Annotated in this window: 33 protein-coding genes; 30 read left to right on the top strand and 3 right to left on the bottom strand. The window is 62.4% G+C overall.

The window, feature by feature from the left end; genetic code table 11:
- Positions 1-12: 12 nt before the first annotated feature.
- The 6 genes from fusA to B6V72_RS03505 all read left to right on the top strand — a co-directional run bounded on the left by fusA (position 13) and on the right by B6V72_RS03505 (position 5,681).
- A complete protein-coding gene (gene fusA / locus B6V72_RS03480; protein WP_075773837.1) occupies positions 13-2,136 on the top strand; it encodes an elongation factor G in 2,124 nt (707 codons plus the stop codon).
- Between the two features lie 60 nt (positions 2,137-2,196).
- Complete coding sequence (tuf, locus tag B6V72_RS03485) at positions 2,197-3,372, top strand: elongation factor Tu (RefSeq protein ID WP_077701325.1); 1,176 nt, start codon at positions 2,197-2,199, stop codon at positions 3,370-3,372.
- Positions 3,373-3,585: 213 nt separating this feature from the next.
- The gene (gene rpsJ / locus B6V72_RS03490; protein ID WP_036639457.1) at positions 3,586-3,894 is read left to right on the top strand and encodes a 30S ribosomal protein S10; all 309 of its coding nucleotides are present in this window, start codon (positions 3,586-3,588) and stop codon (positions 3,892-3,894) included.
- A 10-nt stretch (positions 3,895-3,904) separates the two neighbouring features.
- Entirely contained in the window at positions 3,905-4,771 is an 867-nt protein-coding gene (rplC, locus tag B6V72_RS03495; protein ID WP_075773838.1) for a 50S ribosomal protein L3, read from the top strand.
- A complete protein-coding gene (gene rplD / locus B6V72_RS03500) occupies positions 4,768-5,388 on the top strand; it encodes a 50S ribosomal protein L4 (protein ID WP_075773839.1) in 621 nt (206 codons plus the stop codon). The genes rplC and rplD overlap by 4 nt, the downstream gene beginning before the upstream one ends.
- Entirely contained in the window at positions 5,385-5,681 is a 297-nt protein-coding gene (locus B6V72_RS03505; protein WP_075773840.1) for a 50S ribosomal protein L23, read from the top strand. Before rplD ends, B6V72_RS03505 begins: the two co-directional genes overlap by 4 nt.
- A 124-nt stretch (positions 5,682-5,805) precedes the next feature.
- Here B6V72_RS03505 and B6V72_RS03510 read toward each other — a convergent pair whose 3' ends face one another.
- Positions 5,806-6,111: an SH3 domain-containing protein gene (locus B6V72_RS03510; protein ID WP_075773841.1), complete on the bottom strand. Its 306-nt coding sequence runs from the start codon at positions 6,109-6,111 to the stop codon at positions 5,806-5,808.
- A 256-nt stretch (positions 6,112-6,367) separates the two neighbouring features.
- Between B6V72_RS03510 and rplB the strand changes: the two genes are divergently transcribed.
- The 5 genes from rplB to rplP are packed head-to-tail and all read left to right on the top strand — an operon-like array spanning position 6,368 to position 9,010.
- Positions 6,368-7,207 (top strand): 50S ribosomal protein L2, encoded by an 840-nt coding sequence (gene rplB, locus B6V72_RS03515; RefSeq protein ID WP_075773842.1) that lies wholly within the window; start codon positions 6,368-6,370, stop codon positions 7,205-7,207.
- Between the two features lie 3 nt (positions 7,208-7,210).
- Positions 7,211-7,489: a 30S ribosomal protein S19 gene (gene rpsS / locus B6V72_RS03520; RefSeq protein WP_075773843.1), complete on the top strand. Its 279-nt coding sequence runs from the start codon at positions 7,211-7,213 to the stop codon at positions 7,487-7,489.
- A 5-nt stretch (positions 7,490-7,494) separates the two neighbouring features.
- Entirely contained in the window at positions 7,495-7,875 is a 381-nt protein-coding gene (rplV, locus tag B6V72_RS03525) for a 50S ribosomal protein L22 (RefSeq protein WP_078521290.1), read from the top strand.
- Complete coding sequence (rpsC, locus tag B6V72_RS03530; RefSeq protein WP_075773845.1) at positions 7,875-8,582, top strand: 30S ribosomal protein S3; 708 nt, start codon at positions 7,875-7,877, stop codon at positions 8,580-8,582. The genes rplV and rpsC overlap by 1 nt, the downstream gene beginning before the upstream one ends.
- A gap of 14 nt (positions 8,583-8,596) precedes the next feature.
- A complete protein-coding gene (gene rplP, locus B6V72_RS03535; RefSeq protein ID WP_075773846.1) occupies positions 8,597-9,010 on the top strand; it encodes a 50S ribosomal protein L16 in 414 nt (137 codons plus the stop codon).
- 74 nt (positions 9,011-9,084) lie between these two features.
- Here the strand turns inward: rplP and B6V72_RS03540 are convergent, their stop codons facing one another.
- Positions 9,085-9,618: a flavodoxin domain-containing protein gene (locus B6V72_RS03540; protein WP_088728040.1), complete on the bottom strand. Its 534-nt coding sequence runs from the start codon at positions 9,616-9,618 to the stop codon at positions 9,085-9,087.
- A gap of 82 nt (positions 9,619-9,700) precedes the next feature.
- The gene (locus B6V72_RS03545) at positions 9,701-10,336 is read right to left on the bottom strand and encodes a 2OG-Fe(II) oxygenase family protein (protein ID WP_088719469.1); all 636 of its coding nucleotides are present in this window, start codon (positions 10,334-10,336) and stop codon (positions 9,701-9,703) included.
- A 187-nt stretch (positions 10,337-10,523) separates the two neighbouring features.
- Between B6V72_RS03545 and rpmC the strand changes: the two genes are divergently transcribed.
- From rpmC to B6V72_RS03640, 19 genes are all read left to right on the top strand, one after another.
- Positions 10,524-10,724: a 50S ribosomal protein L29 gene (gene rpmC, locus B6V72_RS03550; RefSeq protein WP_088734719.1), complete on the top strand. Its 201-nt coding sequence runs from the start codon at positions 10,524-10,526 to the stop codon at positions 10,722-10,724.
- A gap of 12 nt (positions 10,725-10,736) precedes the next feature.
- Positions 10,737-10,970 (top strand): 30S ribosomal protein S17, encoded by a 234-nt coding sequence (rpsQ, locus tag B6V72_RS03555; protein ID WP_075773850.1) that lies wholly within the window; start codon positions 10,737-10,739, stop codon positions 10,968-10,970.
- A gap of 77 nt (positions 10,971-11,047) precedes the next feature.
- Positions 11,048-11,416: a 50S ribosomal protein L14 gene (gene rplN / locus B6V72_RS03560; RefSeq protein WP_075773851.1), complete on the top strand. Its 369-nt coding sequence runs from the start codon at positions 11,048-11,050 to the stop codon at positions 11,414-11,416.
- The gene (rplX, locus tag B6V72_RS03565; RefSeq protein ID WP_088734720.1) at positions 11,416-11,721 is read left to right on the top strand and encodes a 50S ribosomal protein L24; all 306 of its coding nucleotides are present in this window, start codon (positions 11,416-11,418) and stop codon (positions 11,719-11,721) included. Before rplN ends, rplX begins: the two co-directional genes overlap by 1 nt.
- A complete protein-coding gene (gene rplE, locus B6V72_RS03570; RefSeq protein ID WP_075773853.1) occupies positions 11,721-12,278 on the top strand; it encodes a 50S ribosomal protein L5 in 558 nt (185 codons plus the stop codon). Before rplX ends, rplE begins: the two co-directional genes overlap by 1 nt.
- 19 nt (positions 12,279-12,297) lie before the next feature.
- Complete coding sequence (gene rpsN, locus B6V72_RS03575) at positions 12,298-12,603, top strand: 30S ribosomal protein S14 (RefSeq protein WP_075773854.1); 306 nt, start codon at positions 12,298-12,300, stop codon at positions 12,601-12,603.
- Between the two features lie 10 nt (positions 12,604-12,613).
- Positions 12,614-13,012, top strand: coding sequence for a 30S ribosomal protein S8 (gene rpsH, locus B6V72_RS03580; protein WP_088719470.1), 399 nt, complete (start codon positions 12,614-12,616; stop codon positions 13,010-13,012).
- 10 nt (positions 13,013-13,022) lie between these two features.
- Positions 13,023-13,556: a 50S ribosomal protein L6 gene (gene rplF, locus B6V72_RS03585; RefSeq protein ID WP_075773855.1), complete on the top strand. Its 534-nt coding sequence runs from the start codon at positions 13,023-13,025 to the stop codon at positions 13,554-13,556.
- A gap of 11 nt (positions 13,557-13,567) precedes the next feature.
- Positions 13,568-13,927 (top strand): 50S ribosomal protein L18, encoded by a 360-nt coding sequence (gene rplR / locus B6V72_RS03590; RefSeq protein WP_075773856.1) that lies wholly within the window; start codon positions 13,568-13,570, stop codon positions 13,925-13,927.
- A gap of 114 nt (positions 13,928-14,041) precedes the next feature.
- A complete protein-coding gene (gene rpsE, locus B6V72_RS03595) occupies positions 14,042-14,611 on the top strand; it encodes a 30S ribosomal protein S5 (RefSeq protein ID WP_075773857.1) in 570 nt (189 codons plus the stop codon).
- 12 nt (positions 14,612-14,623) lie between these two features.
- Positions 14,624-14,809 carry a 50S ribosomal protein L30 gene (rpmD, locus tag B6V72_RS03600; protein ID WP_075773858.1) on the top strand — a complete coding sequence of 62 codons (186 nt, stop codon included), beginning with the start codon at positions 14,624-14,626 and terminating at the stop codon, positions 14,807-14,809.
- Between the two features lie 485 nt (positions 14,810-15,294).
- Complete coding sequence (locus tag B6V72_RS03605) at positions 15,295-15,711, top strand: universal stress protein (RefSeq protein ID WP_075773859.1); 417 nt, start codon at positions 15,295-15,297, stop codon at positions 15,709-15,711.
- A 38-nt stretch (positions 15,712-15,749) separates the two neighbouring features.
- Entirely contained in the window at positions 15,750-17,390 is a 1,641-nt protein-coding gene (locus B6V72_RS03610) for a BCCT family transporter (RefSeq protein WP_088725397.1), read from the top strand.
- Positions 17,391-17,497: 107 nt separating this feature from the next.
- Positions 17,498-18,244 (top strand): ABC transporter ATP-binding protein, encoded by a 747-nt coding sequence (locus B6V72_RS03615; protein ID WP_233242999.1) that lies wholly within the window; start codon positions 17,498-17,500, stop codon positions 18,242-18,244.
- Positions 18,219-18,833, top strand: coding sequence for an energy-coupling factor transporter transmembrane protein EcfT (locus B6V72_RS03620; RefSeq protein ID WP_088734721.1), 615 nt, complete (start codon positions 18,219-18,221; stop codon positions 18,831-18,833). Before B6V72_RS03615 ends, B6V72_RS03620 begins: the two co-directional genes overlap by 26 nt.
- A 1-nt stretch (position 18,834) precedes the next feature.
- Positions 18,835-19,380 carry a biotin transporter BioY gene (locus tag B6V72_RS03625; protein WP_075773862.1) on the top strand — a complete coding sequence of 182 codons (546 nt, stop codon included), beginning with the start codon at positions 18,835-18,837 and terminating at the stop codon, positions 19,378-19,380.
- A gap of 10 nt (positions 19,381-19,390) precedes the next feature.
- Positions 19,391-20,326, top strand: a complete 936-nt coding sequence (locus tag B6V72_RS03630) for an asparaginase (protein WP_088734722.1) — start codon at positions 19,391-19,393, stop codon at positions 20,324-20,326.
- A gap of 82 nt (positions 20,327-20,408) precedes the next feature.
- Positions 20,409-21,857: a DUF2252 family protein gene (locus tag B6V72_RS03635; protein WP_075773864.1), complete on the top strand. Its 1,449-nt coding sequence runs from the start codon at positions 20,409-20,411 to the stop codon at positions 21,855-21,857.
- Positions 21,858-21,980: 123 nt separating this feature from the next.
- A complete protein-coding gene (locus B6V72_RS03640) occupies positions 21,981-22,994 on the top strand; it encodes a LacI family DNA-binding transcriptional regulator (RefSeq protein WP_088722250.1) in 1,014 nt (337 codons plus the stop codon).
- The last annotated feature ends 120 nt before the right edge of the window (positions 22,995-23,114 follow it).

A 23,114-nucleotide genomic window follows, 5' to 3' on the forward strand; every position in this document is an offset into this window, starting at 1 on the left:
AAGGACGCCACCATGGCTCGCGAATATCCCCTAAAGCGTTATCGCAACTTCGGGATCATGGCGCATATCGACGCTGGTAAAACCACGACGACCGAGCGCATCCTGTTCTACACCGGCAAGTCGCACAAGATCGGCGAGGTGCACGACGGTGCTGCTACCATGGACTGGATGGAGCAAGAGGCCGAGCGCGGCATCACCATCACCTCGGCAGCTACCACGACTTTCTGGCAGTGGCAGGAAGATCCGACCGCCGAAGGTACGGATGATACCAAGTTCCGTATGAACATCATCGACACCCCCGGCCACGTCGACTTCACCATCGAGGTGGAGCGTTCGCTGGCCGTGCTCGACGGCGCTGTCGCGCTGCTCGACGGGAACGCCGGTGTTGAGCCGCAGACCGAGACCGTGTGGCGTCAGGCTGACCGCTACAAGGTTCCGCGCCTCGTCTTCGTCAACAAGATGGACAAGATCGGCGCGGACTTCTTCAACTGCGTGAAGATGATCAAGGACCGCACCGGTGCGACTCCGGTTCCGGTGAACTTCCCGATCGGTGCCGAAGATCAACTCGAAGGCATCGTCGACCTGGTCACCATGGAAGAGTGGGTCTGGAAAGGCGAAGATCTGGGCGCTGCCTGGGTGCGTCAGCCGATCCGTGACGATCTGAAGGCGACCGCGGACGAATGGCGTTCGCACCTCATCGAGAACGCCGTCGAGCAAGACGACGACGCGATGATGGCCTATCTCGAAGGCGAAGAGCCCGATATCCCGACGCTGCGCAACCTGATCCGCAAGGGCACGCTGTCGCTGTCCTTCGTTCCGGTTCTCGGTGGTTCGGCCTTCAAGAACAAGGGTGTCCAGCCGCTGCTCAACGCCGTGGTCGACTTCCTGCCCTCGCCGCTCGACGTGCCCGCCTACATGGGCTTCTCGCCGGACGACGAGACGGAAACCCGCAACATCGCACGTCATGCCTCGGACGAAGAGCCCCTGTCGGGTCTCGCGTTCAAGATCATGAACGACCCCTTCGTGGGTTCGCTCACCTTCACGCGCCTCTACTCGGGCACGCTGAAGAAGGGCGACTCGATCCTGAACTCGACCAAAGGTCGTAAAGAGCGCATCGGTCGTATGATGATGATGCACTCGAACAACCGGACCGAGATCGAAGAAGCCTATGCGGGCGACATCATCGCGCTGGCCGGTCTGAAAGAGACCACCACCGGTGACACGCTGTGCGACCCGAACAACCAGGTCGTTCTCGAAACGATGACCTTCCCCGATCCGGTGATCGAGATCGCCGTGGAGCCGAAGTCGAAAGCCGACCAGGAAAAGATGGGCCTCGCCCTTCAGCGCCTGGCAGCCGAAGACCCGTCCTTCCGCGTCGAAACCGACCTCGAGTCGGGCCAGACCATCATGAAGGGCATGGGCGAACTTCACCTCGACATCCTGGTCGACCGCATGAAGCGCGAGTTCAAGGTCGAGGCGAATATCGGTGCGCCGCAGGTGGCCTATCGCGAGACGATCAGCCACGCGACCGAGATCGACTACACGCACAAGAAGCAGACCGGCGGTACCGGTCAGTTCGCGCGCGTCAAGCTCGAGATCTCGCCGACCGAGCCGGGCGAAGGTTATTCGTTCGAGAGCCGCATCGTTGGTGGTGCTGTTCCGAAGGAATACATCCCGGGCGTCGAAAAGGGCATCAAGTCGGTCATGGACTCCGGTCCGCTGGCAGGCTTCCCGGTGATCGACTTCAAGGTTGCGCTGGTTGACGGTGCATTCCACGACGTCGACTCCTCGGTGCTCGCCTTCGAAATCGCGTCGCGTGCCGCGATGCGTGAAGGTCTGCGCAAGGCTGGCGCGAAGCTGCTCGAGCCGATGATGAAAGTCGAAGTGGTGACCCCGGAAGAATATACCGGTGGCATCATTGGCGACCTGACCTCGCGTCGGGGCCAGGTGCAAGGTCAGGACACCCGCGGCAACGCGGTCGTCGTGAACGCCTTCGTGCCGCTCGCCAACATGTTCGGCTACATCAACAACCTGCGTTCGATGTCCTCGGGCCGTGCGGTCTTCACGATGCTCTTCAGCCATTACGAAGCCGTGCCGCAGAACATCTCGGACGAGATTCAGAAGAAATACGCGTAAGGGACGCGCGCTGGGGAGACCCGGCGCCTTTCCCACCCAACGCACTGACAGGAGGCCATCATGGCAAAGGAAAAGTTTGAACGTAACAAACCGCACGTCAACATCGGCACGATTGGCCACGTTGACCACGGCAAGACGACGCTGACGGCTGCGATCACGAAGTATTTCGGTGATTTCCGCGCGTATGACCAGATCGACGGCGCGCCGGAAGAGAAAGCCCGCGGCATCACGATCTCGACCGCGCACGTGGAGTACGAGACCGAGTCGCGTCACTACGCGCACGTCGACTGCCCCGGCCACGCCGACTACGTGAAGAACATGATCACGGGTGCCGCGCAGATGGACGGCGCGATTCTGGTCGTGAACGCAGCTGACGGCCCGATGCCGCAGACGCGCGAGCACATCCTGCTCGGCCGTCAGGTCGGCATCCCGGCGATGGTCGTGTACCTGAACAAGGTTGACCAGGTCGACGACGAGGAGCTGCTCGAGCTCGTGGAAATGGAAGTTCGCGAACTTCTGTCGTCCTACGACTTCCCCGGCGACGATATCCCGATCATCAAGGGTTCGGCTCTGGCCGCGATGGAAGGCCGTGATCCGGAAATCGGCGAGAACTCGATCCGTGCTCTGATGGAAGCTGTCGACAGCTACATCCCGACGCCGGAGCGCGCCGTGGACCAGCCCTTCCTGATGCCGATCGAAGACGTGTTCTCGATCTCGGGCCGTGGTACGGTTGTGACCGGCCGCGTCGAGCGTGGCGTGATCAACGTCGGCGACGAACTGGAAATCGTGGGCATCCGCGACACCTCGAAGACGACCTGCACGGGCGTCGAGATGTTCCGCAAGCTGCTGGACCGTGGTGAAGCTGGCGACAACATCGGCGCGCTGCTGCGCGGCATCGACCGTGACGGCGTCGAGCGTGGTCAGGTTCTGTGCAAGCCGGGTTCGGTGAAGCCGCACACGAAGTTCGAAGCTGAAGCCTACATCCTCACCAAAGAGGAAGGTGGCCGTCACACCCCGTTCTTCGCGAACTACCGTCCGCAGTTCTACTTCCGCACGACGGACGTGACCGGCACCGTGACGTTGCCCGAGGGCACCGAGATGGTGATGCCGGGCGACAACCTGAAGTTCGAAGTCGAACTGATCGCTCCGATCGCGATGGAAGACGGTCTGCGCTTCGCAATCCGCGAAGGCGGCCGTACCGTCGGCGCCGGCGTGGTGTCGAAAATCATCGAGTGATCGGTGACTTCGGGGCCCTCTCCGGGGCCCCGAAAACGACAGTTGGAAAGAATCTGAATGGTGCGCCGAAAGGCGCGCCATTCGCTCTTGACAGACTCAGGGTGACGCCATAGAGGACGCGCCTGATCTGCCAAGATTTATAGGTTCGATGCAGGCGCTACATTCGGTGCCGTCTGCCTCTCAACCTTCACGCCATGCGAAGAGGCATGACATATGACCGGCCAAAATATCCGCATCCGGCTCAAGGCGTTCGATTACCGCGTGCTGGACGCCAGCACCCAGGAAATCGTGAACACCGCGAAGCGCACGGGTGCTCAGGTTCGCGGGCCCATCCCGCTCCCGAACAAGATCGAGAAATTCACGGTTCTGCGTGGTCCGCACATCGACAAGAAGTCGCGCGACCAGTGGGAAATCCGGACGCATAAGCGTCTTCTCGACATCGTCGATCCGACCCCCCAGACCGTGGACGCGCTGATGAAGCTCGACCTCGCAGCGGGCGTCGACGTCGAGATCAAGGTGTAAGGAGGGCATTATGCTGCGGACTGGTGTTATCGCCAAGAAGCTGGGCATGACCCGGCTCTTCCTTGAGGACGGCAAGCAGGTTCCTGTGACCGTTCTCCAACTCGACAAGCTTCAGGTGGTGGCTCAGCGCACTTCCGAGACCGACGGCTACACGGCCGTTCAGCTCGGCGCTGGTGAAGCCAAGGCCAAGCGTACGACCGCCGCCCTGCGTGGTCACTTCGCGAAAGCCAATGTCGCCCCGAAGCGCAAGGTCGCGGAATTCCGCGTCGCTGAAGAAAATCTGATCGAAGTGGGCGAGGAAATCACCGCGAACCACTATTTCGAAGGTCAGTTCGTGGATATCGCGGGCACCTCGATCGGTAAGGGTTTCGCCGGTGCGATGAAGCGTCACAACTTCGGCGGTCTGCGCGCCACGCACGGCGTGTCGATCTCGCACCGCTCGCACGGTTCGACCGGTCAGTGTCAGGACCCGGGTAAAGTGTTCAAGGGCAAGAAGATGGCCGGTCACCTCGGTGCCGTCCGTGTCACGACCCAGAACCTTCAGGTCGTCAAGACCGATGCCGACCGTGGCCTGATCATGGTCAAGGGTTCGGTTCCGGGCGCCAAAGGTGGCTGGGTGACGGTCAAGGATGCGGTCAAGAAACCGCTTTCCGAGAACATCATCTACCCCGCCGCGCTGAAGTCGGCTGCCGAAGCCGCTGCGAAAGCTGCCGAAGAAGCCGCTGCCGCCGCTGCCGCCGAGGCCGAAGCCGAAGCTCAGCGTCTCGCCGAGGAGCAGGCCGCTCAGGAAGCTGCCGCGCTGAAGGAAGCCGAAGCGTCGATCGAAGCCGATAAAGGCGAAGACGGCGGCGAAGCGCCCGAAGGAGACAAAGAATGAAACTCGATGTGATCAAGCTCGACGCCGGCAAGGCCGGTTCGATCGACCTCGCCGACGAGATCTTCGGGCTCGAGCCGCGTGCGGACATCCTGCATCGCGTCGTGCGCTGGCAGCGCGCGAAGGCTCAGCAGGGCACCCACTCGGTTCTCACCCGCTCGGAGGTCAGCTACTCGACCAAGAAAATCTACCGTCAGAAGGGCACCGGTGGCGCACGTCACGGTTCCCGCAAGGCGCCGATCTTCCGCAAGGGTGGTGTCTACAAGGGTCCGACCCCGCGCAGCCACGCTCATGACCTGCCCAAGAAGTTCCGGGCTCTGGGTCTGAAGCACGCGCTGTCGTCGAAAGCCGCCGCTGGCAAACTGATCGTCCTGGAGGACGCGCAGCTCGCCGAAGCCAAGACCAAGCTGCTGGCGAAAGCCGCCAAGGAGCTGGGCTGGAAGAAGGTGCTGGTGATCGACGGGGCCGAGGTGAACGAGAACTTCGCCCAAGCCGCGCGCAACATCGACGGCATCGATGTGCTGCCTTCGATGGGCGCCAACGTGTATGACATCCTCAAGCGTGACACGCTCGTGCTCACGAAGGCGGGTGTCGAAGCTCTGGAGGCTCGTCTGAAATGAGCGCGAAACCCGAACATTACGACGTGATCGTCAAGCCGGTCATCACCGAGAAGGCCACCATGGCCTCGGAGAACGGCGCTGTTGTTTTCGAAGTGGCGAAAGACGCTTCGAAGCCGCAGATCAAAGAAGCTGTCGAGACTCTCTTCGGCGTCAAGGTGAAGGCGGTCAACACCACCATCACCAAGGGCAAGACCAAGCGCTTCCGGGGCACCCCCGGCCGTCGCTCGGACTTCAAGAAAGCCTACGTGACGCTGGAAGAAGGCAACACGATCGACGTCACCACCGGTCTGTAATCCGGTACGACCGAGACATTGGAAAGGCCCTCGTGATCGCGGGGGCCTTTTCGTTTGCGGAGTTGGATTAGGGGCTTGTCTCTCATGGGGCGCCCGGGTGGCCAGCCCGGGCAGCGCACACCACTCACTTCTCCCGCAGGTAGCTCTCCGAGACATAGCCGCGCAGGTTGCGCGCGACGTCGAGCGAGACGTTGCACCAGCGGGTATTGCCGCTGCGCTCGCAGCTGCGCACATGGACGATTGCGCCGTTGGGAAGCCCCAGAATTACCTTGTAGCCGGTGCCGGGGCCTGCGCGCAGTTTCAGCATGTCCTGCCCCTTCACGCCTGCGACCTCGTAGGTTCCGCGCCAAGCGTCGGCGAGGGTGGGGGTGGCGAGGGTGGCTGCCGCGCAGAGCGGAGCGGCGAGCAGAATTGCTCGGGTTGGACGCATCGATTTTCTCCTGTTATGTCGTCTGCCTCGGGGGCCATTTTGCCTGCCCGGACCGCGAAGCGCCAGTTGCTTGGGCCATCGCGTGTAAAAACAGGCCAAGGCTATAGACTCACCCCCATAAGCCTGCTACATCGCGCCAGTCTCGCGGCCTCGGATTCGTTCCGGGGCCCGTGATTTTTGAATTCGGGGACCTTCGGGGCCCTATACACACAGACAGGCGAGGCAACTCGCCGCAAACCAACGGAAGACAGAAAGCATGGCACTCAAGTCGTATAAGCCGACGACGCCGGGCCAGCGTGGGCTGGTTCTGATCGACCGTTCGGAGCTTTGGAAAGGCCGTCCGGTCAAAGCCCTCACTGAGGGTTTGACCAAGTCGGGTGGCCGGAACAACACCGGGCGGATCACGATGTGGCACAAGGGTGGTGGCGCGAAGCGTCTCTACCGCATCGTCGATTTCAAGCGTCGCAAGTTCGATGTTCATGGCACCGTCGAGCGGATCGAATACGATCCGAACCGGACCGCCTTCATCGCGCTGATCAATTATGAAGATGGTGAGCAGGCCTACATCCTCGCACCCCAGCGTCTCGCTGTTGGTGACAAGGTCGTTTCGGGCTCGCGTCACGACGTCAAGCCGGGCAACGCGATGCCGTTCTCGGGCATGCCGATCGGTACCATCGTCCACAACGTCGAACTGAAGCCCGGCAAGGGTGGCCAGATCGCACGCGCCGCGGGCACCTACGCCCAGTTCGTCGGTCGTGACGGCGGCTACGCTCAGCTGCGTCTTTCGTCGGGCGAACTGCGCCTCGTGCGTCAGGAATGCATGGCGACCATCGGTGCCGTGTCGAACGCCGACCACTCGAACCAGAACCTCGGTAAAGCCGGTCGTAAGCGCCACATGGGTGTTCGTCCGACCGTCCGCGGTGTCGCGATGAACCCGATCGACCACCCGCACGGTGGTGGTGAAGGCCGCACCTCGGGTGGCCGTCATCCGGTTACGCCGTGGGGCAAGCCCACCAAGGGCAAGCGCACGCGCGTCAACAAGAAGACGGACCAGTACATCCTGCGTTCGCGTCACGCGAAGAAGAAGGGTCGCTAACATATGTCTCGTTCTGTTTGGAAAGGCCCCTTCGTTGATGCCTACCTGCTGAAAAAAGCAGAGAAGGCTCGCGAGTCGGGCAAAGGCGACGTCATCAAGATCTGGTCGCGTCGCTCCACCATCCTGCCGCAATTCGTCGGCCTCACCTTTGGGGTCTACAACGGTCAGAAACACATCCCGGTCAACGTCACCGAGGAAATGATCGGCCAGAAGTTCGGTGAATATTCGCCGACCCGCACCTATTACGGGCATGCGGCCGATAAAAAAGCCAAGAGGAAGTAATCGTCATGGGTAAGGAAAAGAATCCGCGCCGCGTGGCGGAGAACGAAGCGATGGCGAAGACCCGTATGCTTCGCACCTCGCCGCAGAAACTGAACCTCGTCGCCGCGATGATCCGTGGCAAGAAGGTCGACAAGGCCCTTTCGGACCTGACCTTCTCGAAGAAGCGCATCGCGCTCGACGTGAAGAAGTGCCTTCAGTCGGCGATCGCCAACGCAGAGAACAACCACGGCCTGGACGTGGACGAACTCGTCGTGGCGGAAGCCTGGGTCGGCAAGAACCTGGTGATGAAGCGTGGCCGTCCGCGGGCGCGTGGTCGCTTCGGCAAGATCATGAAGCCGTTCTCGGAAATCACCATCAAGGTGCGTCAGGTTGAGGAGCAAGCGTAATGGGTCAGAAGGTTAATCCGATCGGCATGCGCCTCCAGGTCAACCGCACCTGGGATAGCCGCTGGTATGCCGACAGCAAGGACTACGGCGACCTGCTGCTCGAGGACATCAAGATCCGCGAGTTCATCCACGAGGAAGCCAAGCAGGCCGGCGTCAGCCGTGTCATCATCGAGCGTCCGCACAAGAAGTGCCGCGTGACCATTCACGCTGCGCGTCCGGGCGTCATCATCGGCAAGAAGGGCGCTGACATCGAAGCGCTCCGCAAGAAGCTGGCGAACTTCACCGACAGCGAGCTGCACCTGAACATCGTCGAAGTCCGCAAGCCGGAACTTGACGCGCAGCTGGTTGCCGAGTCGATCGCTCAGCAGCTCGAGCGTCGTGTCTCGTTCCGTCGCGCCATGAAGCGCGCGGTGCAGAACGCGATGCGCATGGGTGGTCTTGGTATCCGCGTGAACGTCGCTGGCCGTCTGGGCGGCGCCGAGATCGCACGGACCGAGTGGTATCGCGAAGGTCGCGTTCCGCTGCACACCCTGCGTGCCGACATCGACTACGCGCTGTCCGAAGCGTCGACCCCCTACGGGATCATCGGCGTGAAGGTCTGGATCTTCAAAGGCGAGATCATGGAACATGATCCGCAAGCTCGTGACCGCAAGCACGCCGAAGCCCAAGAGGGCCCGGCACCGCGCGGCCCGCGTCGCGATCGCTGAGGGAGTAGATAGTTATGCTGCAACCGAAACGGACGAAGTTCCGCAAGATGCACAAAGGCCGGATTCATGGTGAAGCCAAAGGTGGTTTCGACCTGAACTTCGGTCACTTCGGCCTCAAGGCAGAGGCGCCCGAGCGCGTCACCGCCCGTCAGATCGAAGCTGCGCGTCGTGCGATCACCCGCCACATGAAGCGTCAAGGCCGTGTCTGGATCCGGATCTTCCCGGATACCCCGATCACCGCAAAGCCCACCGAAGTCCGTATGGGTAAAGGTAAGGGTTCGGTCGACCGTTGGGCCGCCAAGGTCAAGCCCGGCCGCGTGATGTTCGAGATCGACGGCGTCAACGAAGTGACCGCACGCGAGGCTCTGCGCCTCGGCGCGGCCAAGCTTCCGGTGGCCTGCCGCATCGTCGAGCGTCAGGACTGGTAATCCCGGTCTGACTGCTGAAGACAAACGAAAGCCCCGCCAGAGATGGCGGGGCTTTTGCGTATCTGGTGCCGAGATCAGGCGCCGTCGGAAATCCAGCCGTCGATCAGCGCGTCCAGTGCCTTCCAGTCGGTATATTCGATATCAGCATCGAGATCGGCATCGGGATTTTTCTTCGCCACGATCCGGCGCATCACGAACCGGCGGAAGATATCGTATCTCGACGGCAGATAGGCGCCCGCGATCTGTTCCGTCAGATCCGGCGTCCAGCCGGTCGCCGCTTCGAAGTCCTTCAGGATTTTATCGAGGGCGCGCCAATCCTCTGCGTCATGACCGGCGGCGGCCAGCGAGACCGAGAGAAAGAGGTTCGGGCGGTTCTTGATGATATCGCGTTGTTCGGCGACGAAATCCGCGAAGCGACCCTGATAATGTCCGACATGGATCGAGGCCGCGAGGACGATCCGGTCGAACCGGCCGAGATCCATCCCTTCGGCCTCATCGGTGGAAATCAATTCCGCGGAGTGACCCAGATCCGCGATGCGGTCGGCGACGTGCCGCGCGATCTTGCGGGTTTGCCCCTCGGTCGAGGCATAGGCGACGAGTGCTTTCATGCTGCGCTCCCGGTGTCTGGTTGCGCAGCAAGAAAATCAGGTGAGATGCGGCTTGGCTATGATGACGATCAAAGCGCCGGGCTCAGTCGACCCATTTGTAATTGAAGCTGACCGAGATCCGCTCGTCTTCGGCCATGTTCATCGGTACCTCGTGGCGCAGCCAGCTCTCCCAGAGCAGCACCTCACCCGGTTCGGGGGCGATGTAGATGAAGGGCTGCAGCTCGCGCCGGGCGGTCTTGAGGCGGGTAGGGGCCGCCATCATCCGGGCGCTGCGCGGGTCTTCCAGCTTCAGCGCCGAGGCGCCGTCGGGCATCGCGACATAGGTCGTGCCCGAGATCACCGAATGGGGGTGCAGGTGCGAGCTGTGGGTGCCGCCTTCGGGCAGGATGTTGATCCAGAGGTCTTCCAGCACCAGCTTACCCTCGCCCAGATCGAATTCGAGATCTTTGGCAAAGGCCGCAACGTGCTTGTCGAGCGCCTTCACCATGTCCGCGAAGATCGGGAAGCGCCAGGGCAGGTCGGTGAGCGAGGCGTAGGAGGTATAGCCCGGATAGCCGTTCTCCTCACACCAGTCCTGACCGGCTTCGTCATCCTCGGCGATGGCGTAGCACGAGGCCTCCAGCTCGTTCGTATCGACCTTGGGGCCGAATTCGGATAGGGAGGCGCGGTAGAGGCGGGTGACGAAAAGGGACTCGATCTGGGATTTGGACTCGGGCATTGGGGGCTCTCGCAACTGGGCGTGGATTTACCCCCTGTTACGCGAAAGCGGGCCGGAGGCCAAACAATCCTTGCCATATTCGATTCGCTCTGATATTGGCCCCAAGTTCCTGAAATCAGGACCGACATAACCCATCAGAAGTAGGGTCACCCGCGAGGGGCCCTCTGATGCCAAGAAAGGACCCGGGATGAACGCCCAAGAACTCAAGGCGAAGACGCCTGATGAGCTGCGTGACCAGCTCATCTCGCTGAAGAAAGAAGCCTTCAATCTCCGCTTTCAGCAGGCCACGAACCAGCTCGAGAACACCGCGCGCATGCGCACCGTTCGTCGGGACGTTGCACGGATCAAGACCGTGCTGAACCAAAAAGCCGCTGAAGCCGCGAAGTAAGGAGAGCTTCCTATGCCCAAACGCATCCTGCAAGGTACCGTGACGTCGGACAAGAACGACCAGACCATCACCGTTTCGGTCGAGCGCCGCTTCACGCATCCGGTTCTCAAGAAGACGATCCGGAAGTCCAAGAAATACCGCGCCCACGACGCGGAAAACCAGTTCAAGACCGGTGACATTGTTCGCATCGAAGAGTGCGCGCCGATCTCGAAGACCAAGCGCTGGCGGGTTGTGGTCACGGCGTAAGCCGCGGCCATTTCGCCAGTATTCGAAACCCTGGGGCCCTTACTGCATAGGCGTCCCCAAAGGTCGGGAGTAACCCCATGATCCAGATGCAGACCAATCTGGATGTTGCTGACAACTCCGGCGCTCGCCGGGTTCAGTGCATCAAGGTCCTCGGCGGCTCGCACCGCCGTTACGCATCCGTGGGCGACATCATTGTGGTGTCGGTCAAGGAAGCGATCCCGCGCGGCCGCGTGAAGAAAGGTGACGTCCGCAAGGCCGTCGTCGTGCGCACCGCCAAGGAAGTTCGTCGTGACGATGGCACTGCCATCCGTTTCGACCGCAACGCCGCCGTCATCCTGAACAACGCGGGCGAGCCGGTCGGCACCCGTATCTTCGGGCCGGTCGTGCGTGAGCTGCGTGCGAAGAACTTCATGAAGATCATCTCGCTTGCTCCGGAGGTGCTGTAATGGCTGCTAAGCTCCGCAAAGGCGACAAGGTCGTCGTTCTCGCTGGCAAGGACAAGGGCAAGCAGGGTGAGATCACCTCTGTTGACCCGAAAGCCGGCAAAGCTGTCGTCGACGGCGTGAACGTTGCGATCCGCCACCAGCGTCAGACCCAGTCCAACCAGGGCGGTCGCCAGCCCAAGGCGATGCCGATCGACCTGTCGAACCTGGCTCTGATGGACGCAAACGGCAAAGCCACCCGCGTCGGCTTCCGCGAGGAAGACGGCAAGAAGGTGCGTTACGCCAAGACCACGGGGGATGTGATCTGATGCTCGATCAAGCTACCTACACTCCGCGTCTTCGCGCTCTTTACCGCGACTCGATCAAAGCCGCGCTGAAAGAAGAGTTCGGCTACAAGAACGACATGATGATCCCGCGGCTCGACAAGATCGTGCTGAACATGGGCGTCGGCGAAGCCGTGAAAGACACCAAGAAGGTCAAGCAGGCCGCCGAAGAGCTCTCGCTCATCGCTGGTCAGAAGGCCGTGATGACCAAGGCGAAGAAGTCGATCGCAGGCTTCCGCGTCCGTGAAGAAATGCCGCTGGGCGCGAAAGTGACCCTGCGCGGTGACCGGATGTACGAATTCCTCGATCGCCTGATCAACGTTGCCCTGCCGCGCGTTCGCGACTTCCGCGGCGTGAAGCCGGCCTTCGACGGTCGTGGCAACTTCGCAATGGGCCTCAAGGAACACATCGTGTTCCCGGAAATCGACTTCGATAAGGTCGATGAGGTTCTGGGTATGGACATCATCATGGTGACCACGTCTGACGTGGATGCCGAAGCGAAGGCGCTGTTGAAGCATTTCAACATGCCTTTCAACGCCTGATCGCGGAGGAACGAAACTTATGGCTAAGAAATCCATGGTTGCGCGCGAAGCGAAGCGCCAGCGTCTTGTGAACAAGTACGCTGACAAGCGGGCCGCGCTCAAGGAAATCATCAACGACCAGGAGCGCCCGATGGAAGAGCGCTTCAAGGCGTCGCTGAAACTCGCGGAACTCCCGCGCAACTCGTCGGCGGTCCGGCTGCACAATCGTTGCCAGCTCACGGGTCGTCCCCACGCTTACTACCGTAAGCTCAAACTCTCGCGGATCATGCTGCGTGACCTGGCCTCCTACGGTCAGATCCCCGGTATGGTGAAGTCGAGCTGGTAAGGAGGGCGACATGTCTGTGAACGATCCTCTCGGCGATATGCTGACCCGCATCCGCAACGCACAACTGCGTGGCAAATCCACCGTCCGCACCCCGGCCTCCAAGCTCCGCGCTTGGGTTCTCGACGTGCTGGCTGACGAAGGCTACATCCGTGGTTACGAGCAGACGACGTCTGCTGCCGGCCATCCGGAGCTGGAAATCAGCCTCAAGTACTACGAGGGCACCCCGGTCATCCGCGAGCTGCAGCGCGTCTCGACCCCCGGTCGTCGCGTGTACATGGCCGCGAAAGACGTCCCGTCGGTCCGTCAGGGCCTCGGCGTCTCGATCGTCTCGACCTCGAAGGGCGTGATGTCGGATGCAAACGCACGCTCCGCCAATGTCGGCGGCGAAGTGCTCTGCACCGTATTCTAAGGAGGGCTCAATGTCTCGTATTGGTAAGAAACCGGTCGAGCTTCCCAGCGGCGTTTCGGCGCAGCTGTCGGGCCAGACCATCGAAGTGAAGGGGCCGAAAGGCACCCGTTCCTTCACCGCGACCGACGATGTGACCCTCAAGGTCGAGGACAACCTCGTCACCGTCACCCCGCGTGGCCTCTCGAAGCGCGCGCGCCAGCAGTGGGGCATGACCCGCTCGCAGGTCGCGAACCTCGTGCAGGGCGTGACCGAAGGTTTCAAGAAGGAGCTGGAGATCCAGGGTGTTGGTTATCGTGCGCAGATGCAGGGCAACGTCCTGAAGCTGTCGCTCGGTTATTCGCACGAAGTCAACTTCGAGGTTCCGGAGGGCGTGACTGTCACCGCTCCGAAGCAGACCGAGATCGTTGTGGAAGGTTCCGACCAGCAGCAGGTGGGCCAAGTCGCGGCAAATATCCGCGAATGGCGTGCTCCCGAGCCCTATAAGGGCAAGGGCATCCGCTACAAGGGCGAGTATATCTTCCGCAAAGAAGGTAAGAAGAAGTAAGGAACGCGAAAATGGCAAACAGCAAACGGGATCTGTTCCTCAAGCGCCGCCTGCGCGTCCGGAACAAGCTTCGCAAGATGGCCGCTGGTCGCGCCCGTCTTTCGGTGCATCGTTCGTCGAAAAACATCAGCGTTCAGCTGATCGACGACGTCAACGGTCGCACTCTGGCCGCCGCTTCCACGCTCGAGAAGGATCTCGGTGTGGTCGGCAAGAACAACGTCGAAGCGGCAGCCAAGGTTGGCGCCGCGATCGCCGAGCGTGCGAAGAAGGCCGGTGTCGAAACCTGCTACTTCGACCGCGGTGGCTTCCTGTTCCACGGGAAGATCAAGGCGCTCGCCGACGCAGCCCGCGAAGGCGGTCTGAAGTTCTAAGACTGGTGGGGGACGTTCGCGTCCCCCCGATGATCCGGGCCGCGCCCTTCGGGGCGGGGCACCTGGATTGAGACAAACGGCGTGAGACCACGCCATCACGAGAAGGAATGCCTCATGGCAGAACGTGACAACCGCCGGGGCCGCCGCGACGACCGCGACGAAAACCCGGAATTCGCCGATCGCCTCGTCGCGATCAACCGCGTGTCGAAAACCGTGAAGGGTGGTAAGCGCTTTGGCTTCGCAGCCCTCGTGGTCGTCGGCGACCAGCGTGGCCGTGTCGGCTTCGGCAAAGGCAAGGCCAAAGAGGTTCCGGAAGCGATCCGCAAAGCCACCGAGCAAGCGAAGCGCAACCTGATCCGCGTCCCGCTGCGCGATGGCCGCACGCTGCACCACGACATCGAGGGCCGTCACGGCGCTGGTAAGGTCGTGATGCGCACCGCACCGGAAGGTACCGGGATCATCGCCGGTGGTCCGATGCGTGCCGTGTTCGAGATGCTGGGCGTGAAGGACGTCGTGTCGAAATCGACCGGCACCCAGAACCCCTACAACATGATCCGTGCCACGCTGAACGGTCTGACCCGCGAAGCAAGCCCCCGTCAGGTGGCTGCGCGCCGCGGCAAGAAAGTGGCCGACATCCTCAAGAAGCCCGAGGCCGAGGCACCTGCCGAAGCCACGGAAGCGTAAGGAGAGCGATCAATGGCTACCATCGTCGTCAAGCAGATCGGTTCGCCGATCCGTCGCCCCGCCATCCAGCGTGCCACGCTGAAAGGCCTGGGTCTGGACAAGATGAACCGTACCCGTGAGCTGGAAGATACCCCGGCCGTGCGCGGTATGGTCGCGAAGATCCCGCACCTCGTCGAAATCGTCGAAGAGCGTGGCTGAACCGACCGGTTCATCTGAGTAACGAAGCGCCCCGACCGAAAGGCCGGGGCGTTTTGCATTTGTAGCGCTTGGCTCCTGGCGGGGCGGGTGCGGAGAGGCCGCCCGCGAGTGACGGATCGTCCGCCGGATACGCGTCCTCCAAAGCCGAGAGACGGGCCGCATGTTTCGCCGGAATGAACGCCCGTTGCGTGGGTGATGTCGAGGCGCCGCGACCGCGATCACGGTGTTGGTGCCGCTGAAATCTGTTCCATATCGGCGGTGAAAACGTCTCGCCCTCTCCGGTCTGAGGCGATTGGACATGGTACATTCGCGTATGGCGGTTTTGGGCGAAATTGGGGCCGTCGCGCGCCGCACCCGATAACGGCATGTCATTTCTTTAATATTTATTCACGATTTCCGGAACCGATTGTGACACACTGGGTTGGTTGGATATCGTTGCATCCTGCAATAGGGTGCTGCGCTTCAAGACTGAGGGACGGATCGAGATGTTTGAGAAAATCATGGTTCCGGTCGACCTGCGTCACGTCGAGAAGATGGACAAGACGTTGAGAGTCGCTTCGGAAATCGCAGCGAAACACGACGCGGAAGTCGTTTTCATAGGTGTTACGAGCCAGGAGCCGAGCGAATTCGGCCATAATGCCAAGGAATATGCCGCGAAGCTGGACGCTTTCGCGGATAGTCATGCCAACGAATTCGGGCACAAGGCCTCGGGGAAGGCGGTCGTCGTGCCCGATCCTGCCGTGGATCTCGACAAGACGTTGCTGAAGGTGGCCGACGATCTCGAGGCCGATCTCGTCGTGATGGCCACGCACGTGCCCAACGCGGCCAACTATCTCTTTGCCTCGCATGGGGGACATCTGGCCGCGCACAGCGATGCGTCGGTCTTCCTCGTACGCGGATAAGCGGACCAACATAACCAATAAGGACAGGAGGACGGCATATGGCCGAACCTGAAGAAGTTCAGGGTATCCCTGCCCCCGAAGGGGACACGCAACTCATCGAAACCGATTACGAAATCGGTCAGGACAACCTGGAAGGCCAAGTCGGGCCCTTCGGTTTCGACATTCACAACCCGGTTTTCATGATCTCGGCGCTGACGATCGTGGCCTTCGTCTTCTATGCGCTAGCCCTGCCCGAACAGGCGAGCGAGATCTTCGGCGCAATGCGCCCGTGGCTGACCTCGACTTTCGACTGGTTCTTCATGAGCGCCGCGAACATCTTCGTCATCTTCTGTCTCGCCCTGATCGTCTCGCCCTATGGCGCGGTGCGTCTGGGGGGCACGGATGCCGAGCCGGACTTCACCTATATGGGCTGGTTCGCGATGCTCTTCGCGGCCGGTATGGGCATCGGTCTGATGTTCTTCGGCGTGCTCGAGCCGGTCTATCACATGGCGGTATCGCAGCCGTTGGGCACACCTTCGCCCTTCGATGCGGATGGCAACCTGATCCCGGAGAATGTCGCACGGGCCAAGGAAATGGGTCTCGCCGCGACGATCTATCACTGGGGTCTGCACCCTTGGGCGATCTATGCGGTCGTGGCGCTCGCGCTGGCGCTGTTCTCCTATAACAAGGGGCTGCCGCTGACGATCCGCTCGGCTTTCTATCCGATCTTCGGTGAGAAGGTCTGGGGCTGGACCGGCCACATCATCGACATCATCGCGGTGTTCGCGACACTGTTCGGTCTTGCGACCTCGCTCGGTTTCGGCGCGCAGCAGGCGAATGCGGGTCTCAATCACGTCTTCGGCGTTCCGATCAACACGACGGTGCAGATCATTCTGATCACCATCATCACCGGCGTTGCGTTGTTCTCGGTGCTGCGCGGCCTCGACGGCGGCGTGAAGCTGCTCTCGGAGATCAACATGGGCATCGCGGCGCTGCTGCTGCTCTTCGTTCTCTTCGCGGGTCCGACCCTGATGATCTTCACCGATTTCGGTCAGGGTCTTCTGGCCTATGCCAAGGACATCATCCCGCTGTCGAACCCGATCGGGCGCACGGATGACAGCTATCGCGACGGCTGGACCGCGTTCTACTGGGCGTGGTGGATTTCCTGGTCGCCCTTCGTCGGTATGTTCATCGCCCGGGTGTCGCGTGGCCGTACCGTGCGCGAGTTCATCATCTGCGTGCTGCTGATCCCCTCGCTCGTCTGCGTGCTGTGGATGGCGGTCTTCGGTGGCGTCGCGATCGACCAGGTTATCTCGGACCCGGCAGGCTCGCCGGTGAAGGCGCAGGTCATCGATAGCTACAACCCGCCGCTGTCGCTGTTCGCGATGCTGGAGGGTCTCCCGCTGACCTCGATCACCTCGGTCATCGCGATCATCCTGGTGATCGTGTTCTTCGTGACCTCGTCGGACTCTGGCTCGCTCGTGATCGACACGATCACGGCAGGCGGCAAGGTCGACGCTCCGGTGCCGCAGCGAGTGTTCTGGGCCACCTTCGAGGGCGCGGTCGCGATCGTGCTGTTGATCGGCGGGGGGCTGAGCGCGCTACAGGCGATGGTGATCTCGACCGGTCTTCCCTTCACGCTGGTTCTGCTGGTGATGTGCTGGGCGATCTGGAAGGGTCTTCGGACCGAGCCTCGGTAAACTGAGTGACACTTGAGACAGAGAGGCGCGCGGGGGAAACCTTGCGCGCCTTTAGCTATGCGCAGGGCGTCTGGAAACGCGGCGCGACTGCGTATATGACCCGGCGCATGTCTGACGGCGCGACCCTTACTTCTGCGAGCCATATCGCGATTTCCGATCTGGGCCACGATCTCGACGGTCGCCCGGTGCTGGAGGGGATTTCGCTTGAGACCCGTGCCCGCCGCATCGGCGTGGTGGGGCGCAACGGATCGGGCAAATCTACCCTCTCGCGGCTGATGGCCGGGCTGATTGCGCCGAGCCGGGGCAGCCTGCGGATCAACGGCCACGATCTGGCCGCCGACCGCAAGGCCGCGCTGCGCGAGGTCGGCATCCTGTTCCAGAACCCCGATCATCAGATCATCTTCCCCACCGTGATCGAGGAGATTTCCTTCGGGCTGCGCCAGCAGGGGATGAGGAAAACCGAAGCCGAGGCTGCGGCGGAAGAGACACTCGCGCAGTTCGGCAAGGCGGCGTGGCGCGATGCCTATGTCACGACGCTCAGCCAGGGCCAGAAGCAGCTTCTATGCCTGATGGCGGTGAGCGCGATGGCCCCGAACCTGCTGATCTTGGACGAGCCCTTCTCCGGCCTCGACATCCCGACCAAGGCGCAGCTGGGTCGCGCGCTGACGCTCTATCGCGGGACGCTGGTGCAGGTGACCCACGACCCGCGCGAGTTGGAGCATTACGACGAAATCCTCTGGCTCGACCAAGGGCGGCTGCGAATGCATGGCGCGGCGCGCGAGGTGCTGCCCGCCTATGTCGAAGAGATGACCCGCGCGGGAGAGGCCGATGATATCGCTCAGCTCTCCCGTTAAGACCGCCGCCCATGACTGGCCTGCGGGTTTGAAACTCGCAGCGCTCTGCCTCGCGACCGTGGGTCTGTTCTATATCGAAAGCCCGCTGATCCTCTCGGGCGTCGCCACGGCGATCCTGATCGCCTATGCCTTGCCCGGTCGCGCCTTCCTGCGCGCGGGCCTGTCGGCGCTGAAACTGCTCTGGCCGTTTATCGTCATCGTCGCGATCTGGCAGATGGTGATCGGCGAGATCGCGGAAGGCGCGGTGATCGTGATGCGGATGATCTCGGCGGTGGCGCTGGCGAACCTCGTGTCGATGACGACGCGGCTCAGTGATATGATCGCGGTTGTGCGCTGGCTCACGACACCGTTGCGCCGCTTCGGGCTGTCGACCGCCGCGCTGGAGATCGCGATCGCTTTGGTGATCCGCATGGTGCCGGTGCTGACCAACAAGGGTGCGCGCCTGACCGAAAGCTGGCGCGCCCGGGCCACGCGGCGGCCGAGCTGGCGGCTGGTGCTGCCCTTCACGCTTCTTGCGCTTGACGATGCCGACCATGTCGGCGATGCGCTACGGGCCCGGGGAGGGCTCACATCCGAGAGGGAGACTTGAGATGGAAAAGAATGTCGCGCTGATCGCGCTGTTTGCGGCCCTGATCGCGGTACTCGCGCTAATCCCGAAGATCACGCTGGGCTTCGGTGTGCCGATCACGGCGCAGAGCCTTGGGATCATGCTGGCCGGCGCCGTTCTGGGCTCGAAGCGTGGTGCTCTGGCGGTCCTGCTGTTCCTGCTGCTGGTGGCCGTTGGTCTGCCGCTGCTGGCCGGCGGTCGTGGGGGCCTCGGCGTCTTCTTCGGTCCGACGGGCGGGTTCCTGTTCAGCTGGCCGCTGGCCGCGTGGCTGACCGGCTTCGTCGTCGAGAAATGGCGCTCGGTTCCGCTGGGCGCATCGGTCTTCGTAGGGTCGATCCTTGGTGGGATCGTGTTGTCCTACGCGATGGGAATCGTCGGGCTGTCGCTTGCGCTCGGCAAGAGCCTGATCGAAAGCACTTCGCTAATGGTCGTCTTCATCCCCGGCGATCTGATCAAGGCGCTGATCGTTGCGGCGCTGACCGTCTCTCTGGCCCGCGCACGGCCTTCCAGCGTCCTGTCGCGGAACTGAGGGACGCGGCGTGGCGCTGCTTCTGATCCATACGGGCGGGACGATCGGCATGGTCGCCTCTGATGCGGGTTTCGTACCGCAGCAGGGCGTGGTCGAGGATTTCCTCGCGACCCTGCCCGAGGGGCGCGAGGTTGAGACCCTACGTCTCGATCCGCTGATCGACAGCGCCAATGCCACACCCGCCGATTGGGATCGGATCGCCGAGACCATCGCCGCGCATCACGACCGTTTCGACGGGGTGATCGTGACCCACGGCACCGATACGCTCGCCTATACGGCGGGGGCTTTATGCTTCGCGCTCGAAGGGCTGGGCAAGCCGGTGATCGTGACCGGCTCGATGCTGCCGCTTTCGGTCGAGGGCAATGACGGCGCGCGCAATCTGCGCGACGCGATTGCGGCGGCGCGGATAGCTACGCCAGGCATATGGGTGCAATTCGCCGGACGCCTGTTGCACGGCGCGCGGGTCCGCAAAAGCCACTCGCGCGCTTTCGATGCCTTCGCCGCCGATCCTTCCGACATCCCGCCCTGCCAGCCGGGGCCGCGCCTGATCCGTCATCCGGTCAGGCCCGCGCGGATCGCCGTTTTGGCCGTGGCGCCGGGGGCGGAGGAGAGCCTGCTCGACCATGCAGCCAAGACCTGTGACGGTCTGGTGCTGCGCTGCTACGGCTCGGGGACTGCGCCCGACACGCCCGGCCTGCGCGCGGCGCTTGCCACGGCGCAGGCCCGCGCGGTCCCGGTCATCGGGGTCAGCCAATGTCCCGAGGGAGGGATGGCGCTTGGCACCTATGCGGCGGGGGCGGTCCTGCGCGATCACGGGGTGATCGACGGGCGCGACATGACGCCGGAGTCGGCCTATACAAAGCTCTCCCATGTCCTTACGTTCGACGATCCGCAGACGCGGGCGGCGCGCCTCTCCCGGTCGCTCTGCGGAGAATACACGCCCTGAGCCTTGGGGCTCACGCCGGTTTTTCGGAACGCCTTCGCCCGTCCTCCCGTTAGGAGAGCGAACCCCGAAAAGGAGCACCCCCATGGCGGAAGGCAATAACAAGCCGAAATCTTCCAATTCGAAAGCGTCGAGCCAGAAACGGTCGCGCAAGGCCACCGGGGTTGCGCCCGTCCAACAGCTCCAGAGCCGCGTCGAGGCCTATCGCGAGCTCGCCGAGGCCTATGTGAAATACCCCTGCGTGATGCGTCCGGGCGATCTGACCGGGCTTGCGCGTCGCCTGCATGTGCGCTCGACGATCATCGAGGACCACGCGGTGCGCATCGACGAGAAGGCCGAGGGCGCGAGCGAGAAATTCGAGGAACTGGCGGATTCGCTGTTCTCCTTCTTCCGCGGCACGTCGCTGCTGTTTCACCGCGACATGCTGGGCGAGGATGAGCGGATGCCGACGGTGCTCGCGCTCGGGGATGTCCATCCGGAGAATTTCGGGATCATGCCCAATGCCGATAACGTGCCGATCTTCGGCGTGAACGATTTCGACGACGTGCTCTACGGGCCCTTCACCTGGGATCTGAAGCGCGGCATCACTGGCTTTCTGATCGCCGCCAAGGAGGAGGGAGACCAGAAGAAGAAGCACCGTGAGAAGATCGTGCGCAAATTCGTCGAAGGCTATCGTGACGGGATGGAATTCTATGCCCGCCACGACAAGGAGGCGAGCCAGCAGATGCGCCCCGATAACAGTCCGAAGGTGATCCGACGGATGTTCAAGAAGGCGCGCAATAGTCGGAAGGAATGGCTCTGGGATCGCTATCTCAACGAAACCGGACGGGGCTTCCGGGCGAATGACGAACTGACGCCGATCTCCAGTCGGATCTCGGAGTTTCAGGGTTACATCAACGACGTGGCCAAGCAGAACGGGATCGATCCCGGTGGGCGCGCCGGGCAGCTGAAGGTGAAGGATGTGTGCATCCGCCATGGGCAGGGAACGGCCTCGCTGGGGCTGCCGCGCTACTATTGCCTGATCGAAGGTCCGAGCAAGAATGCCAGCGACGATCTGATCATCGAGTTCAAGCGTGCCCGGCAGTCCGCGCTCGAAGGTCTGGTCCCGGAGAACGATTTTGTCGCCGGTGAAAAGGGCGACCGGATCGCGCATGGCCAGCGGGTGCATCTGGCGCATGGCGATGTCTTCTACGGCAGCGTGGAGATCGACGATATGAGCTTCATGTCGCGCGAACGTGCGCCGTTCCGCGACGATATCGACCTCGACGATCTTTCGAAGGACAGCTGGCGTGACTATGCCCATGCCTGCGGGCAGGCGCTGGCGCAGGCCCACGCGCGCTCCGACGATGCGGGCGAGCTGGACTACCGGATCGAGCCGCGCATCATCGAGGCGATGCAGCCCTTCGATCTGTTCGTCGACGATCTGCTGTGTTTCGGGCGAGAGGCGGTGAAGCGCCTCAAGCGTGACCACAAGTTCTTCAAGATGGATCTGAAACGCGGCGCTTTCGACATGACGCAGAAGCACTACCGCTAAGCTCTCGTGCCCGCGTTGACACGGTCTCCCCAGACGGGGCGGCCGTTTCCCAATGAGCGCAGCTAGTCGCGTGACGGAGGTGTCGTGCTTGCGCGAGCGCCTTCCTGTCGTTACTCCGCGATTATGGCGGTGAAGCGTACGACATTGATGGATGTGGCGCGGGCGGCGGGCGTGTCCCGCGCGACGGCCTCGCTCGTCATTCGCGGCTCGGACCTCGTGGCGGCGAAGACGCGCGAGAAGGTCGAGAAGGTCATCGCCGAGCTCGACTACGTGCCCAATAGCGGCGCGGCACGTCTGCGCGGTCAGAAAAGCCGCACTATCGGCGTGATCATTCCGAACCTCGTGAACAGCTTCTTCTCGGAATTCGTCGAGGGGATCGAGGCCGAGCTGGACGAGCAGGGCTATCAGGTCATGCTCGCCAGTTCGCGGGACGATCCGGAACGGCAATCGGGTCTGCTCCGCCGGTTGCGCGAGCATGACGCGGAGGGGATCATCCTGTTTCCCGCCGAAGGGACCGCGCCGGATACGATAGAGAAGCTGGTCGCGGCTGGCGTGCCGCTGGTGCAGGCGATGCGCCACGTGGGCCGCGATCTCAGCGATTTCGCAGGCTCCGATCACGGCCTCGCGGTGCGGCTGAGCGTGCGGCATTTGCGCGATCTCGGCCATCGACGGATATCCTTCGTCGCGCTCGCGGGGGAGGTTTCCACGCGGGATGAACGTCTCGCGGCCTTCGAGGAGGAGATGCGGGCTCAGGAGCTCATCAATGCTGGGGTGATCGACGTGCCGCTCGCATGGGATGGCTCGCCTCAATCGGCCGCGATGCTGATGGCGCTCGAGCCACGCCCGACCGCAGCGATCTGCTTCAACGACATCCTCGCCTCGGGCCTGCTGCGGGGACTGTTCGATCTGGGGCTGATGCCCGGCCGCGATCTTTCGGTGGTGGGCCACGACAACCTGTCCTTCATCGATCTCGGTGCGCCGCCGCGCCTGACCACGGTGCAGGTCTTCCCGCGCCAGATCGGCGCGGCTTCGGCGCGCCTGCTGCTGCGGCGAATCGCAGATCCGGGCGCAGAGCGGAAAACCGAGATCGTGACGCCGCGCCTGCGGGTGCGCGACACCACCGGTCCCGCCGACTGATCCCAACTTACCCCGACGTCTTTCACTCACGTACCCGTGATTTGCGACTCGGAATTTAGATCGTTCTAATTAGATCGATCTAAATGAGCATGCCCGACCGTTGAGGAGCGCGAGGGCATG

The organism is Thioclava sp. F34-6 (assembly GCF_002213235.1).
Lineage (GTDB): Bacteria > Pseudomonadota > Alphaproteobacteria > Rhodobacterales > Rhodobacteraceae > Thioclava > Thioclava nitratireducens.

Bases quoted from the DNA above. Each gene is read 5' to 3' on its own strand.
- rpsC (WP_075773845.1), top strand. From the start codon at position 7,875: ATGGGTCAGAAGGTTAATCCGATCGGCATGCGCCTCCAGGTCAACCGC.
- rpsN (WP_075773854.1), top strand. From the start codon at position 12,298: ATGGCTAAGAAATCCATGGTTGCGCGCGAAGCGAAGCGCCAGCGTCTT.
- B6V72_RS03615 (WP_233242999.1), top strand. From the start codon at position 17,498: ATGTCTGACGGCGCGACCCTTACTTCTGCGAGCCATATCGCGATTTCC.
- rplB (WP_075773842.1), top strand. From the start codon at position 6,368: ATGGCACTCAAGTCGTATAAGCCGACGACGCCGGGCCAGCGTGGGCTG.
- rpmD (WP_075773858.1), top strand. From the start codon at position 14,624: ATGGCTACCATCGTCGTCAAGCAGATCGGTTCGCCGATCCGTCGCCCC.
- B6V72_RS03505 (WP_075773840.1), top strand. From the start codon at position 5,385: ATGAGCGCGAAACCCGAACATTACGACGTGATCGTCAAGCCGGTCATC.
- rplD (WP_075773839.1), top strand. From the start codon at position 4,768: ATGAAACTCGATGTGATCAAGCTCGACGCCGGCAAGGCCGGTTCGATC.
- rplF (WP_075773855.1), top strand. From the start codon at position 13,023: ATGTCTCGTATTGGTAAGAAACCGGTCGAGCTTCCCAGCGGCGTTTCG.
- rplX (WP_088734720.1), top strand. From the start codon at position 11,416: ATGGCTGCTAAGCTCCGCAAAGGCGACAAGGTCGTCGTTCTCGCTGGC.
- B6V72_RS03625 (WP_075773862.1), top strand. From the start codon at position 18,835: ATGGAAAAGAATGTCGCGCTGATCGCGCTGTTTGCGGCCCTGATCGCG.
- rpsH (WP_088719470.1), top strand. From the start codon at position 12,614: ATGTCTGTGAACGATCCTCTCGGCGATATGCTGACCCGCATCCGCAAC.
- rpsQ (WP_075773850.1), top strand. From the start codon at position 10,737: ATGCCCAAACGCATCCTGCAAGGTACCGTGACGTCGGACAAGAACGAC.
- rplC (WP_075773838.1), top strand. From the start codon at position 3,905: ATGCTGCGGACTGGTGTTATCGCCAAGAAGCTGGGCATGACCCGGCTC.
- rpsJ (WP_036639457.1), top strand. From the start codon at position 3,586: ATGACCGGCCAAAATATCCGCATCCGGCTCAAGGCGTTCGATTACCGC.
- tuf (WP_077701325.1), top strand. From the start codon at position 2,197: ATGGCAAAGGAAAAGTTTGAACGTAACAAACCGCACGTCAACATCGGC.
- B6V72_RS03610 (WP_088725397.1), top strand. From the start codon at position 15,750: ATGGCCGAACCTGAAGAAGTTCAGGGTATCCCTGCCCCCGAAGGGGAC.
- B6V72_RS03605 (WP_075773859.1), top strand. From the start codon at position 15,295: ATGTTTGAGAAAATCATGGTTCCGGTCGACCTGCGTCACGTCGAGAAG.
- B6V72_RS03620 (WP_088734721.1), top strand. From the start codon at position 18,219: ATGATATCGCTCAGCTCTCCCGTTAAGACCGCCGCCCATGACTGGCCT.
- fusA (WP_075773837.1), top strand. From the start codon at position 13: ATGGCTCGCGAATATCCCCTAAAGCGTTATCGCAACTTCGGGATCATG.
- rpsE (WP_075773857.1), top strand. From the start codon at position 14,042: ATGGCAGAACGTGACAACCGCCGGGGCCGCCGCGACGACCGCGACGAA.
- B6V72_RS03540 (WP_088728040.1), bottom strand. From the start codon at position 9,618: ATGAAAGCACTCGTCGCCTATGCCTCGACCGAGGGGCAAACCCGCAAG.
- B6V72_RS03510 (WP_075773841.1), bottom strand. From the start codon at position 6,111: ATGCGTCCAACCCGAGCAATTCTGCTCGCCGCTCCGCTCTGCGCGGCA.
- rpmC (WP_088734719.1), top strand. From the start codon at position 10,524: ATGAACGCCCAAGAACTCAAGGCGAAGACGCCTGATGAGCTGCGTGAC.
- B6V72_RS03640 (WP_088722250.1), top strand. From the start codon at position 21,981: ATGGCGGTGAAGCGTACGACATTGATGGATGTGGCGCGGGCGGCGGGC.
- rplE (WP_075773853.1), top strand. From the start codon at position 11,721: ATGCTCGATCAAGCTACCTACACTCCGCGTCTTCGCGCTCTTTACCGC.
- rplN (WP_075773851.1), top strand. From the start codon at position 11,048: ATGATCCAGATGCAGACCAATCTGGATGTTGCTGACAACTCCGGCGCT.
- rpsS (WP_075773843.1), top strand. From the start codon at position 7,211: ATGTCTCGTTCTGTTTGGAAAGGCCCCTTCGTTGATGCCTACCTGCTG.
- rplP (WP_075773846.1), top strand. From the start codon at position 8,597: ATGCTGCAACCGAAACGGACGAAGTTCCGCAAGATGCACAAAGGCCGG.
- B6V72_RS03545 (WP_088719469.1), bottom strand. From the start codon at position 10,336: ATGCCCGAGTCCAAATCCCAGATCGAGTCCCTTTTCGTCACCCGCCTC.
- B6V72_RS03635 (WP_075773864.1), top strand. From the start codon at position 20,409: ATGGCGGAAGGCAATAACAAGCCGAAATCTTCCAATTCGAAAGCGTCG.
- rplR (WP_075773856.1), top strand. From the start codon at position 13,568: ATGGCAAACAGCAAACGGGATCTGTTCCTCAAGCGCCGCCTGCGCGTC.
- rplV (WP_078521290.1), top strand. From the start codon at position 7,495: ATGGGTAAGGAAAAGAATCCGCGCCGCGTGGCGGAGAACGAAGCGATG.